Origin of the sequence: Pseudonocardia sp. ICBG1034, assembly GCF_020131375.1 — a bacterium.
GTDB classification, from domain to species: domain Bacteria; phylum Actinomycetota; class Actinomycetes; order Mycobacteriales; family Pseudonocardiaceae; genus Pseudonocardia; species Pseudonocardia alni.
In genome coordinates, this window is record NZ_JAHLEK010000021.1 from 321,552 (window position 1) to 334,347 (window position 12,796).

10 protein-coding genes are annotated in these 12,796 nt (G+C 75.0%); all 10 read right to left on the reverse strand.

From position 1 onward, the window contains the following. Positions 1–74: 74 nt before the first annotated feature. The gene (locus KPF22_RS23080) at positions 75–410 is read right to left on the reverse strand and encodes a hypothetical protein (RefSeq protein ID WP_208822654.1); all 336 of its coding nucleotides are present in this window, start codon (positions 408–410) and stop codon (positions 75–77) included. Positions 411–448: 38 nt separating this feature from the next. Beyond that, positions 449–1,744 carry a YeeE/YedE family protein gene (locus KPF22_RS23085; protein ID WP_224403258.1) on the reverse strand — a complete coding sequence of 432 codons (1,296 nt, stop codon included), beginning with the start codon at positions 1,742–1,744 and terminating at the stop codon, positions 449–451. A gap of 26 nt (positions 1,745–1,770) precedes the next feature. Continuing rightward, positions 1,771–3,780 (reverse strand): hypothetical protein, encoded by a 2,010-nt coding sequence (locus KPF22_RS23090; RefSeq protein WP_224403259.1) that lies wholly within the window; start codon positions 3,778–3,780, stop codon positions 1,771–1,773. After that, the gene (locus tag KPF22_RS23095; RefSeq protein ID WP_224403260.1) at positions 3,780–5,612 is read right to left on the reverse strand and encodes a selenium-binding family protein; all 1,833 of its coding nucleotides are present in this window, start codon (positions 5,610–5,612) and stop codon (positions 3,780–3,782) included. The genes KPF22_RS23090 and KPF22_RS23095 overlap by 1 nt, the downstream gene beginning before the upstream one ends. Beyond that, positions 5,609–5,959 (reverse strand): hypothetical protein, encoded by a 351-nt coding sequence (locus KPF22_RS23100; protein ID WP_062400879.1) that lies wholly within the window; start codon positions 5,957–5,959, stop codon positions 5,609–5,611. The genes KPF22_RS23095 and KPF22_RS23100 overlap by 4 nt, the downstream gene beginning before the upstream one ends. 730 nt (positions 5,960–6,689) lie before the next feature. Further along, positions 6,690–7,562, reverse strand: a complete 873-nt coding sequence (gene couO, locus KPF22_RS23105; protein ID WP_208822647.1) for a 4-hydroxyphenyl-beta-ketoacyl-CoA hydrolase — start codon at positions 7,560–7,562, stop codon at positions 6,690–6,692. Positions 7,563–7,574: 12 nt separating this feature from the next. Further along, positions 7,575–8,540 carry a 3-hydroxyacyl-CoA dehydrogenase NAD-binding domain-containing protein gene (locus tag KPF22_RS33275; protein WP_224403261.1) on the reverse strand — a complete coding sequence of 322 codons (966 nt, stop codon included), beginning with the start codon at positions 8,538–8,540 and terminating at the stop codon, positions 7,575–7,577. Continuing rightward, complete coding sequence (locus KPF22_RS23115; RefSeq protein ID WP_224403262.1) at positions 8,537–10,483, reverse strand: acetoacetate--CoA ligase; 1,947 nt, start codon at positions 10,481–10,483, stop codon at positions 8,537–8,539. The genes KPF22_RS33275 and KPF22_RS23115 overlap by 4 nt, the downstream gene beginning before the upstream one ends. Next, entirely contained in the window at positions 10,480–11,256 is a 777-nt protein-coding gene (locus KPF22_RS23120; RefSeq protein WP_208822643.1) for a crotonase/enoyl-CoA hydratase family protein, read from the reverse strand. Before KPF22_RS23120 ends, KPF22_RS23115 begins: the two co-directional genes overlap by 4 nt. Then, positions 11,253–12,761, reverse strand: coding sequence for a long-chain fatty acid--CoA ligase (locus KPF22_RS23125; RefSeq protein WP_208822641.1), 1,509 nt, complete (start codon positions 12,759–12,761; stop codon positions 11,253–11,255). The genes KPF22_RS23120 and KPF22_RS23125 overlap by 4 nt, the downstream gene beginning before the upstream one ends. Between the last annotated feature and the right edge of the window lie 35 nt (positions 12,762–12,796).

Below are 12,796 nucleotides of genomic sequence, written 5' to 3' on the forward strand. Positions count from 1 at the left end.
GCCCGGACGCGCGGTCCGGGCGGGGCGGCCGGCTCGGCCCGGGCGGCCCTGTGCACAGCAGCCCGGGACGGGTCTCAGCTCAGGCCGTCCAGCACGCCGAACGCGGGCGCGGTCAGGTCGACCGGCTTCAGCAGGTCCTCGGGCGCCGCCGCGGCGGGGACGTCCTTCAGCAGGTACACCGGGGTGTTGCCGTCTGCGCTCTCGCCTGCGGACTCGTTCAGGTCGGCCGAGTCGGACGGGTGGGCCTCGCCGTCGTAGTGCCAGACGGAGCCGTCGTAGTGCGCGTCGCCGTGGCCGTGGCGGCTGCCGTGGTGGCCCTCGTCGGCGTGCGCGAGGCCGCCGGCCAGGGTGGCCAGCGCCCCGGCGCCGGCGACGGCGGCCAGCGCGCGGACGGTGGTACGTGCGGTCATCGTGTGAACCTCTCTGGTGGGGGGAGCGTCCGGCCGGCTCAGCAGAGCGAGTCGGCAGGCTTGGGGTTGGTCAGGCCGAACAGCGGCCGCAGCCGCAGCCCGACCCAGGTGCCGCCGAGCGCGACGACGGCCCAGATCCAGCCGTGCAGGCTGAACGAGGCGATGCCGGAGAAGTAGGCACCGATGTTGCAGCCGCCCGCGAGACGCGCGCCGTAGCCCATGGCGATGCCGCCGAGGACCGCGCCGAGGGCGAGCTTCCACGGGATCCGCTTGTGCAGCACGAACGCGCCGCCCACCGCGGAGGCCACCAGCGCGCCGATCATGATGCCGACGTCGAGGTTGGAGATGCGGTCGGCCAGCACCGGGGCGGCCAGCGACCGCGCGTTCGCCGGGACCTGCCAGTACGCCAGCCCCGCCATGTCGAACCCGACGGCCTGCAGGAGCTTCGAGCCCCACAGCGCGAACGCCGAGGTCACGCCCCACGGGGCGGCGGAGACGAACAGGACCGCCGCGTTGAGCACGGCGAGCACGACCGCGCCGACCCACATCGGCCACGATCCGCGCAGGACCCGCGCGACGCCGCGCGCCGACGGCGGGCGCTCGACCGGCGGCGGGGTCCGCCGGCGGGCGACCACCCAGGTGACCGCGGTGATCGCGGCCGTCACCAGCAGGGTGACGGCGACGGCGCCGGGATAGCCGAGCAGCTGGGCCAGGTTGACGCTCGGGCCCTGCGGCACGGTCTGCGTCCAGAAGGTGTGGGTGAACACCGCGAACATCGAGCCGATGACGAACCCGAGCAGGGTCAGCACGATCGCGGACTGCCCGCTGCCGACGGCGAACAGCGTGCCCGAGGCGCACGACCCGCCGACCTGCATGCCGACGCCGAACAGGAACGCGCCGACGACGAGCCCGATGCCGATCGGGTTGGTGAACCCCTTCGGCTCGCCGGCGAGGGCGAACCCGGACGAGAGGATCACCGCGAACAGCACCGACGCCGTCGCCAGCATGACCATGTGCGCGCGGATCGCGGCGCCCTGCCCGACGGCGACGAGCTGGCGCCAGCCGGAGGTGAAGCCGAACCGGGAGTGGAACAGGGTGAAGCCCAGGGCCAGGCCGAGCGCGGCGGTGCCGACCATCGTCGCCGGGGCCACCGTGCCCACCCCGACCAGGAACAGCACGGCCAGGACCAGGCCGACGGCGACGACCCGCCACTGCGGCGGGGCGGCGGCGCGGTCCTGCGGCCCGAACGCGGTGCGCCCGCTGCCGGGCAGCTCGCGCAACGCGCGGGCCAGTGTTCCCGGCGACCGGCCGGGCGGGTCCTTCGTGATCGACACGGGAGCCTCCTCGTGGGTGGTGCTGGTCAGGGGGTGGGTCCGGCGGGGGCGCCGGTCCCGGGGTCGGTGTCCGCCCGCCCGGGCCAGGTCAGCGGGGAACCGATCCGGACGATCGCGCCGCCCGGGAACCAGGCGGCCTCGTTGGGGGCACCGTGGTGCCCGCCGTCGTCGGCGTCGGCGGTCATCGGCACGCTCACCGGGGCGGCACCGTACAGAGCCGGTGCCGGGTCGGTGTAGGCCTCTCCGGTCGTCGCCGCCCAGGCACGCAGCCCCGACAGCGACGGAGCCGATCCCGGTGCGGCGGCGGCGAGCGTCCGGACGTAGCGCTGCGGGACCTGTTCCTGCGGGCCGAAGTCCAGCGGGAGAAGGGTGCCCGGGCTCTGCCCGAGCACTCCCCCGGTCAGCAGCCACGGCGCGAGGTAGGTCCCGCCGAGCGCGGTCGGCGTGGTCTGCGCCGCGCGGGCGGTGTCGCGGACCGTCGTCGCGGCGTGCTGCCAGCCGGACACGACGACCAGGGCGTCGTCCGGGCCGGGGGCCGGGCGCACCGGCAGCCCGGCGGCACCGGCCGCGGTGCGGACGACGTCGGCGGCCGCACGGGAGCGGGGCGACACGTCACCGGCGATCGCCAGACCCGGCGCCCCCTGGGAGGCGAGCGCGCGGACGGTGCCGCGCAGCGCCAGGGCGTCGGCCGGGTCGAGCCCCTCCGACGGGCACGGGCCGAGCGTGGGGTCGCCCCCGGCCAGGATGCGCCCGACGGCGGCGGACAGGCACTCCGGCCCGTCGGCACCGCTCGCGCCGGCGGGCGCGGTCCGGTCGGTGCCGACGTCGACCGGCACCGCGCGGGCCAGTCCCCCGGCGGTGACGGTGATCGAGGTGGTGCCCTCGGGCAGGTCGACCAGCGCCCAGCCGCCCGGGGCGCCGGAGCGGGCCGTGAACGGCACGTCGCGGTCCCCGGTGCGGACGGCGTAGCCGGCAGGGGCGCCGGTGTCCCCGTGTCCGGCGGGCATCGTGGCGTCGGGCCCGGTCACGGTGACCCCGGCGCCGGTGAGCTGGACGAGGTTGGGGCCGGGGCGCATCGGGGAGACCGCCAGGGTGAGCGGCCCGGCGCCGAGGTCGACCGAGCGCAGCAGGGCCTGTCCCGGGACGGCCGCGGGCGCCGGCGCCGGGAGGGCGGCGAGCAGCGTCGCCGCACCGACGGCGACGACCGCGGCCAGCGCGGCGGGGGTGCGGACGCGGTCGCGTACCTCGTCGGCGCGGACGCGGTGGCCCGCACGGCCGGTCAGCACGCTCTCGGCGAGCAGCAGGGCCGCGACCGCGGCCGGGGCCACGACCGTCACCAGCGCGGCGCGGCCGAAGCCGGTGCCGTGCACGTCGGTGAGCGAGAACGGCCCGGCGACGGCGAGCCGCACCGCGGCGAGCACGGCCCCCACCGTGCCCGCCGCGATGCCGAGCACGCGCACCCGGGCGGGCCGCGTGTCGTCGTCGGTGCGGGTGGTGACCAGGTGCACCGCCGCACCGGCGGCCAGGGACCCGGCGACGGCGTACCCGGCGTCCGGCGCGAACCACGGCGCGCCGGGGGTGCCGGCGAGCTGGAGGACCAGCAGCGCCGTCACGGCGACTGCGGGCAGCACGGCGAGTACCGGGCGGGGACCGACGAGCAGCGCCGGTACCGCGACCGTGACCAGGAGGAGGAACAGGGTCCAGCCGGTGAGCCCGGCGCCGGACCGGGTCACCGCGGCAACCGCGGCGGAGACGGCGACGAGCGCCGCGACTCCCGCGACGACCCGCTCGGCGCGTCCGGGCGCACCGGCCAGGACCCGGACCAGACCGGTTCCGGCCACCACGGCGAGCGCGGTGAGCAGGACCAGCCGCAGGGCCGTGTCCGCGAACGGCACGCCGTCGAGGGGTCCTCGGGCGAGGACCGCCGGGGCGGCCCCCGCCACTGCACGGAGCAGGGCGGGGGCGTCCCCGGCCGGGCCGGCGGGCAGGAGCCCGCCGGCCGGCACGAGCGTCACGATCGACGAGGGGGACATCATCAGTCCTTGATGTCCTCGTCGGCCGCGACGAACAGCATGGAGTGCGGCTTGGCGTTGCCGAAGTCACCGTGCGGCCAGTGCTGGCGGTTGAAGCTCACGCACGTGTCCCCGGTGTCCTCGTCCTTGAACGACTCGTCCAGGCTCAGCGAGCCGTCCTGGGCGATGTCGGTCATGCACAGCTTGTGGTCGCCGTCGAGCCCGGTGCGGGCCACGAAGTAGTTCGCGGTCGCGAGGCGCTTGGGCTGGTCGGTGTGGCGGTAGTAGCCGTCGTCACCGCGCTCCAGGTTGTCCAGCGCGCCCCAGTGCGGGCCCGCGCCGGTCTGGTCCGGGTTGATGCCGACCGTGCCCTTGATCGTCGGGCAGTCGCTCTCGGCGCCACCGGCGGTGGTCTCCTCGATCGTGTCGATCGAGCACTGCGGCGCGTTGCCGGAGGCCAGGAGCTTCTCGATGTCGAGCGCGATGACCCCGCCCGCGGTGCCCTTGTCGTCCGGGCCCAGCGTGCCGGCCTTGCGACCGATCGTGGCGTGGTAGAGCGTCGTGTCGTCGGCGCTGGTCTGGATCCAGCCGCCGTTCGCGCTCGGGCCGCCGTTCTCGCCACCGACACCCAGCTCGGGTGCGGAGGTCCCCAGGTCGAAGACCTCCTTCCACTCCGGGTTCTCGGCGGTGATGTCCGGCGTGTAGAAGATGGCGCCGCCCTGCATGGTCTGGGCGAACGCGCCCTTGTTCTCCGGCCGGTTGGTGACCGTGGTCTCCATGACGGCGCGGTTCTCGTTGCGCAGCGGGTCGACCCCGTTGGAGCGCGGACCGGTCGGCAGGTACTGCACCGACTTGACCTTCGGCTTGTTCAGGTCGGAGATGTCCCAGGTCCGCACGGTGGGCCGGCGCAGGTACGGCGACGGGTTCTTCACCGGGTCGAGGATGATCGACCGCGGCTCCGCGTAGTCACTGGTGACCATGGTGTTCAGGTCCTCGCGGACCTGGATGCCGTGCGGATTCGCGCAGGTGGGGTTGCCCAGGGCCGGCATGTTGAGGCACTGGGTCGGGTCCTCGGGCGTCTCGGTCGCGGCCGGGGCCTCGACGAGGTTCCTGCCCTCCTCGTCGAACCGGATCACCGAGCCGGGAGAGCCCGCGAAGCCGTTGCCGGTGCGGACCTCGCCGTTGGTGTAACGGCACGGACCAGGGGCGACGGGGCCGCCCATGTAGGTGCCGTAGGCGGTGCCGTCCTTGAGGACCCAGTAGGCGTCCGGCACCGAGCCGCAGAGCGTCTGCGACGGCAGCGAGATGCCGGAGAGCTTGATCTCCGGCAGCGCCGCGACGTCGAAGACGTAGGTGGCCGCGGAGAACAGGCCGCCCGCGTAGATCTTGTCGCCCTTGCGCCACGAGTACTGCATGTGGTGCGGCTCGTTCTCCACGAGCGGGCCGACGGTCGCGGTGTTGACGACCTTGCCGTAGTCCGGGGTGCCCTTGGTGACGTCGACGACGGCCAGGAAGTCCGGACCGGGGAGTGCGTCGCGGACCTTGTCGACCGGGTCGAGCAGCGACCCCGGCAGGTTGCGCACGTCGGCGACCGCGGTGTCGGCGACGTTCTCGTCACCGGCCCAGACCAGCGCGTACTCCTTCTTGGGCCCGTCGGCGGACTGCTGACGGGCCTCCGGCGTGAGGTTGTTCTCGACCCAGTAGTTCTTGCCGTCGGCGCCGGTGACCTCGGACTTGACCTTGTCGATCGTTCCCTGGGCCGACGCGGGGATCGCGACGACCCCGGCGACGACGGCGGCGCTCGCGAGGGCGATGAGCCCCCGCCGCGCCCAGCGGGACTGCGGGATCAGGCTCATTCGCCCGCTCCGCCGGACAGGAAGGTCGGGGTGATCTGCTTCGGCGCCTTCGACACGACGTCGACCAGGCCGGCGGCGGGGACGCCCGCGGGGGCGAAGTCGCGCAGCTGCTGGATCGGCTGGTCGGAGTCGAACGCCTCGTAGGACGACTCGACCGGGGGCGCGGTCGGCGCCGGGTCGGGCTGGTCGTCGTTCGGGGCGCTGAGGATCGGGCCGAGGTCGGGGACCAGGTCCGGGGTGGCCGCCTGGGCCGCGCCGGACAGGCCGATCAGGGCGGTGCCGGCGAGAGCGGCGCCGCCGGCGATCAGCCGGGCCCGGGACGCGGACCGTGCGCGGTGCTGAGGCACGACGTGTCTCCTTCTTTCGTGACGGGGAGCGAGGTGGAGTCCGATGTGGACATCCGCCGAGCGGCGAGCCGGGGCGTCGTCCGTCGTGGACGGCGCCGCGGGGCGCGGGCAGGTGCGGGCGTGCGCTCCGAGGGGCGTCGGACTCCGCCCTCCCGGGCCGCCGGGAGGGCGGGGCGGGAGGTCCGCGCGGGGGCGCGGTGGTGTGTCGGGGAGTGCTGGGGGCGGTCCCGTGGCTACCGCGGCTGCGGACCCCGTGCCGGGGTCGGCGTGCGGCGGAGCGCGGGCGCGCCCCGGGAGCCGGGCGCGGTCAGGCGCCGGAACAGAGCGCGCTCGCCTGGCGGCGCAGGTCGACGTGACGCCGAACCGCGAACCGGGAGACGAGGTGCATGGGAATCAGTAAACAGACCCGTTCGGAGCAACTCGACACCGGACAGGTCCACATCATGGGAACGGGGTCGCAGAGCCCCGAGATCGGGCGTGGGGAGTGACCTGGGCTACTCCGTACGGACCGGGACGACCCGCCCCGCGGTGCCGGAACACGGCGAAACGAATCACCTGATCGTGTCAACGACGTCGGGAACCGGTTCGCTTCGAGGCTCTGACCTGCGACGACGTACGACGCGACGGGCCGTACGGGAACCCGTCCGGACAACCCGGGCGGCCGTCGATCCCGTGACCGGCACGAGCGGGGGGTCCGGTGCCGCGTCCGGCACCCCCTCACCGTCGACGATCACCCCAGTCCGAGCATCCGCACCGCGTTGTCCTTGAGGATCATCGGCCGGACGTCGGGCCTCATCTCGAGGGTCTCGAAGTCCGCGAGCCACCGGTCGGGGGTGATGACCGGGTAGTCCGAGCCGAACAGCACCTTGCGGCGCAGCATCGTGTTCGCGGCCCGCACCAGCTGCGGCGGGAAGTACTTCGGCGACCAGCCCGACAGGTCGATGTACACGTTGGACTTGTGGGTGGCGATCGAGATCGCCTCGTCCTGCCAGGGCACCGACGGGTGGGCGAGCACCACGGTGAGGTCGGGATGGTCGGCGGCGACGTCGTCGAGCAGCATCGGGTTCGAGTAGCGCAGCTTGATCCCACGTCCGCCCGGCAGTCCGGCGCCGATCCCGGTCTGTCCGGTGTGGAACAGCGCGGGCACGCCCAGCTCGGCGATGGCCTCGTAGAGCGGGTAGAAGCGCACGTCGTCGGGTTCGAAGGCCTGCAGGCTGGGGTGGAACTTGAAGCCGCGGACCCCGTGCTCGGTGACCAGCCGGCGGGCGCGGGCGACGGCCGCCTTGCCGGTGTGCGGGTCGACCGAGCCGAACGGGATCAGGACGTCGTCGTGCGCGGCGGCCGCGTCGGCGATCTCCTCGCTGGACAGCGGCGGGTGTCCGGTGCCCGACGGCGCGTCGACGGTGAACACCACCGCGGCGATCCGGCGTGCCCGGTAGTGCTCGGCGATCGCGTCGATGGTCGGGGTGCGGTCCTGGTCGGCCTTGAAGTACTTCGCCGAGGCGTCGAGCAGCTCCTGGTCGAGGGCCAGACAGCCGTGGCCGTCCTGTTCGACGTGGACGTGCACGTCGATCGCGTCGACGGCAGCGAGGTCGATGGGCATGGGGAACCTCCGTCAGGGGAGCTCGGTACGGGACTTGGCCTCGAGCAGCGCGGCCAGGACGCTGTCACGGCGGGCGGTGAGCGCGGGGCCGTCGAGGTCGCCCAGCTCGTCGCGGACGCCGTCGACGAGCGTCGCGGCCAGCTCGGGCGTGAGCGTGACCCGGCCGAGGTCGCGCCACCACCGCTCGGTGGGCGGACCGAGATGCTCCAGGATGTGCGCGAGGCCGCCGGGGCCGCCGGACAGGTGCTGGTTGGCGAACGGGCCGAGCACCGCCCAGCGCAGGCCGGGGCCGTGGGAGATGGCGGCGTCGACGTCGGCGACCGTCGCGACACCCCGCTCGACCAGCGAGTACGCCTCCTGCCACAGCGCGGCCTGCAGCCGGTTGGCCAGGTGGCCCGGCACCTCGGCCCGCAGCCGGACCGGCCGCTTGCCCAGCGCGGTGTAGAAGGCGAGCGCGGCCTCGACGGCGGACTCCGCCGTCCGCTCCCCCGGCACGACCTCGACCAGCGGGATGACCTGCGGCGGGTGGAACGGGTGCCCGACGAGCACCCGCTCGGGGTGGCGGGCCGCGCCGCGGGCGATCGTCGTCGGCAGCAGGCCCGAGGAGCTGGAGGCGAGGACGACGCCGGGGGCGGCGGCCTCGTCCAGCTCGGCGAACAGGGTGTGCTTGAGGTCCTCGCGCTCGGGGCCGTTCTCCTGCACGAACCCGGCGGGCCCGGCGGCGTCACCGGCGCTGCCGGCGAACACCAGGTTCGCCACCGGCAGCGGGCCGTCGTGGCCGGGGAACGGACCGAGCTCGGCGAGGTCGGCGCGCAGCCGGTCCTCGGCGCCCGGTGCGGGGTCGAAGGCGCGCACGTGCAGGCCGCGGGCCAGGAACAGCGCCGTCCAGCCGACGCCGATCACCCCCGTCCCGACGACGGCGACGGTGCCGACCCCGGCCGCGGCACCGGCGCCGCCGGTGGGCCCGGGCGCGCTCACGCCGGCGTCCCGGAGGCGAAGTGGACGAACGCGTCGAGCGCGGTCGGGTCGGCGAGCACGTCGCGGGAGGCGACGTCGTCGACGGCCGCGCCGAGCAGGATGCGCTTCACGGGGACCTCCAGCTTCTTGCCGGTGCGGTTGCGGGGCACGACCGGCACCGCCTCGATCCGGTCCGGGACGTGGCGCGGGGTGAGCTCGCCACGCAGCGCGGTGCGGATCCGGGTGACCAGGGCGTCGTCGAGGGGGGTGCCGTCGGCGGGCTGCACGAACAGCAGCAGCTCGCCGTTGCCGCCCGCGGGGTCCTCCAGGTGCACCACGAGCGAGTCCTCGACCTCGGGCAGCTCCTCGACGACGCGGTAGAACTCGGCGGTCCCCAGCCGGACGCCGCCCCGGTTGAGGGTGGCGTCGGAGCGGCCGGCGACGACCGCGGAGCCGTCGGCCGAGAAGCGGACCCAGTCGCCGTGCCGCCACACCCCGGGCCAGGTGGCGAAGTAGGTGTCGCGGTAGCGGCTGCCGTCGTCGTCGCCCCAGAAGCCGACGGGCATCGACGGCATGGGGGCCCGGATGACCAGCTCGCCGAGCTCGCCGACGACCGGGCGGCCCGCGTCGTCGACGGCGGCGGCGTCGACCCCGAGGCAGGGCCCGGAGATCTCGCCGGACCACACCGGCTGGAAGGGGCTCCCCTGCACGATGCCGGAGCAGACGTCGGTGCCGCCGCTGCCCACGTTGAGCAGTACCTCCGGGCCGAACTGCTCGGCCACCCAGCGGTAGCCCTCCGGCGGGAGAGGGCTTCCGGCGGCGCCGATCTGGCGGACCGCGGACAGGTCGTGCTCGGCGGCCGGACGCAGGCCCGCGGCGCGCGAGGCCATAAGGAACCCGGGGCTGGCGCCCAGCAGCGTCGCGCCGGTCTCGGCGGCCAGACGCCACTGCCACCCGAGGTCGGGGTGGGCCGGGTTGCCGTCGATCAGCACGATCGAGGCCTGCCGCAGCAGCCCGGACACCAGCGCGTTCCACATCATCCAGGCGGTCGTGGAGTACCAGAGGATCCGGTCGCCGGGTCCGAGGTCCCAGCTCAGGGCGTGGTTCTTGAGGTGCTCGACCAGGATGCCGCCGTGGCCGTGCACGATCGCCTTGGGCAGCCCGGTGGTGCCGGAGGAGAACAGCACGCACAGCGGGTGGTCGAACGGGACCGGGTCGGCACCCGGCTCCGGGTCGGCGGCCAGCAGCTCGTCCCAGGTCATCGCGTCGGGCACGGTGTGCGGCCCGTACGGCACGGCGACGACGTGGCGCACCCCGGACAGCCCGGCGCGCAGGGCGGCGACCTCGTCACGGCGGTCGACGTCGCGTCCGGCCCAGCCGTAGCCGCCGACGGTGAGCAGCACGACCGGGTCGACCTGGCCGAACCGGTCGAGCACGCTGCGGGCGCCGAACTCGGGGGCGCAGCTCGTCCAGACCGCGCCGAGCGAGGCCGTCGCGAGGAACGCGACGACGGTCTCGGGCAGGTTCGGCAGGTACGCCGCGACACGGTCGCCGCGGCCGACGCCGAGCCTGCGCAGCCCGGCCCGGGCGCGGGCGACCTGCTCGCGCAGCCCGCCCCAGGTGAGCTCCACCCGGTCGCGGGTCTGGGAGTAACCCACGACGGCGACGTCGCCCTCGGGGCCGTCCAGGGCGTGCGCGGCGTAGTTCAGCGTCGCGCCGGGGAACCACTCGGCGCCGGGCATCCCCCGGCGCCCGAGCACCGCCCGGGGCGGGGTGTCGAACCGGACGCCGAGGTGGGTCGCGACCGCGGACCAGAACGCCTCGGGCTCGGTCACCGACCAGCGGTGCAGCGCGGCGTAGTCGGGCAGGGTCAGGCCGTGCCCGCGCTCGACGGCGGTGACGAACCGGCCGATCTCCGTGGTCTCCCGGACGTCGTCGGCGACGGGGCGCAGCAGCTCGCTCACCGGCGCACCTTCCCGCCGCGGCCGTCCAGGAAGGCCCGCATCCTCTCCTGGGCCTCGGCACTGGACGAGGCGACGGCAGCGACCAGCGACTCCATCATGAAGCCGTGGTCCGGGGAGGCCTCGGCGATCCGCGGCAGCGCCTGGAGCACGGCGACGTTGGTGATCGCCGAGTTCCCGGCGACGGTGCGGGCCAGCTCGCAGGCGCGGGCCAGGCCCTCCCCCGGGCCGGTGCGGTAGTGCGACAGGCCCAGCGTGTGGCCCTCGTCGGCGTCGAGGACGCGGCCGGTCAGCATCATGTCGGTCATCCGGTGCACGCCGATCAGCCGCGGCACGCGCACCGACCCGCCGCCACCGACGAACAGGCCGTGCTGGCCCTCGGGCAGCGCGTAGAAGGTGGAGTCCTCGGCGACGCGCAGGTGGGTGGCCGAGGCCAGCTCCAGCCCGCCGCCGACGACGGCGCCCTTGAGCACCGAGACGACCGGCAGCCGTCCCTCGGCGAGCCGGGCGAACGCGCGGTGCCACATCCGGGAGTGCTCCATCGCCGCGACGACGTCGCGGTCCCCGAGCTCGGACAGGTCCAGCCCGGCGCAGAAGTGGTCGCCCTCGGCGTCGAGGACGACGGCGCGCACCCCCTCGGGCGGGCGCGCGAAGAAGTCCTCGATGCCGAGCACGGTCGCGTCGTCGAGGGCGTTGCGCTTGCGGGGCCGGGACAGGCGCAGCACGGCCACCTCGTCGTGGCGTTCCACGGTCAGCGACTCCGGCAGAGAACTCACGACAGCTCCTCGGCGACGGCCGCGGCCGCACGCAGGTCGACGCGCCGGACCTTGCCGGACGCGTTGCGGGGCAGCTCGTCGACGAACCGCACGTACTTGGGGACCTTGTAGCGCGCCAGCCGCCCGGCGAGCAGCGCGCGCACCGCGTCGGCGTCGAGGTCGGTCCCGGGGCGCAGCTGCACGTAGGCCGCGCCGACCTCGCCCCAGCGTTCGTCGGGGACCCCGACGACGGCGCAGTCGGCGATGTCGGGATGGGTGACCGCGACCGCCTCGACCTCGGCCGGGTACACGTTCTCGCCGCCCGAGATGATCATGTCCTTGACCCGGTCGACGGCGAACGCCCAGCCGTCCTCGCCGGCCCGGAGCACGTCGCCGGTGCGGAACCACTCCCCGCGCCGCGACGCCGCGGTCTCGTCCGGGCGGTTCCAGTAGCCGGGGCTGACGTGCGGCCCGCGGACCAGCAGCTCGCCGGGCTCGTCGTCGAGGGGGGCGAGCTCGCCGTCGCGCTCGACGGCGACGTCGGTGAAGAAGTGCGGCACCCCGACCGAGGTCGGCGGGTGCGCGGCCGTGCCGTCGCGGGTCGCCATGTGCACCCCGGGCGATGCCTCGGTCATCCCGTAGCCCTGCTGCAGCGCGACGCCGCGCTCCAGCCAGGCCCTGGCGACCCGCTCCTGCACCGGGGACCCGCCGTAGACCACGGTGCGCAGCGACGACAGGTCCGTGCCCGCGAACGACGGGGACTCGCACAGCATCTGCAGCATCGTCGGGACGGCGGCGAAGCTGGTGATCCCGGCCTCGGCGATCCGGCCCAGTACCGCCGCCGGGTCGAACCGGGCGACGAGCTCGACGCTCCCGCCCTTGAACAGCGTGGGCAGCGTGACCTGGGAGAGCCCGACGCAGTGGAACAGCGGCGAGATGCACAGCGTGCGCTCGTCCGAGCAGACGTCGACGTGGGCGAGCTGGTTGACCGTGTTCCAGGTCAGGTTGCCGTGGGTCAGCACCGCGGCCTTCGGACGACCGGTGGTACCGGAGGTGTAGAGCAGCACGGCCGGGTCGTCGAGACCGGCACCGGCGTCGTCGCGGGCGGGCCCGCGGGCGAGGTCCTCGACGCCGCGCACGACCGGGATCCGCGGCGCGGTCGCGGCGACGAGGTCGTCGGCGTCGGCGCCGTGCACGAGCAGCGTCGCGCCGCAGTCGTCGAGCATGTAGCCGACCTCGGCGGGGGCCAGGCGGTAGTTCAGCGGGACCGCGACCGCACCGAGCCGCCACGCTGCGAAGCAGGTCTCCAGGGTGGCGACGGCGTTCACCCCCAGCCAGGCGACCCGGTCCCCCGGCCCGACGCCCCGCTCCGCCAGACCGCCGGCGATCCGGGCGGCGCGCCCGGCCAGCTCGGCGTGGTCGACCGCCCGCTCCCCGTCGGACAGGGCCGGCGCGTGCGGACTGATCCGCGCGCGGCGGGCGGGCCAGGTGCCCAGCCCGAGGCCGGGACCGGTGATCGGGCTCATGGGGCTCCCTCGCTCCTTGATATCAACTAGCTTGA

Bases quoted from the DNA above. Each gene is read 5' to 3' on its own strand.
- KPF22_RS23125 (WP_208822641.1), bottom strand. From the start codon at position 12,761: ATGAGCCCGATCACCGGTCCCGGCCTCGGGCTGGGCACCTGGCCCGCC.
- KPF22_RS23090 (WP_224403259.1), bottom strand. From the start codon at position 3,780: ATGATGTCCCCCTCGTCGATCGTGACGCTCGTGCCGGCCGGCGGGCTC.
- couO (WP_208822647.1), bottom strand. From the start codon at position 7,562: ATGCCCATCGACCTCGCTGCCGTCGACGCGATCGACGTGCACGTCCAC.
- KPF22_RS23080 (WP_208822654.1), bottom strand. From the start codon at position 410: ATGACCGCACGTACCACCGTCCGCGCGCTGGCCGCCGTCGCCGGCGCC.
- KPF22_RS23095 (WP_224403260.1), bottom strand. From the start codon at position 5,612: ATGAGCCTGATCCCGCAGTCCCGCTGGGCGCGGCGGGGGCTCATCGCC.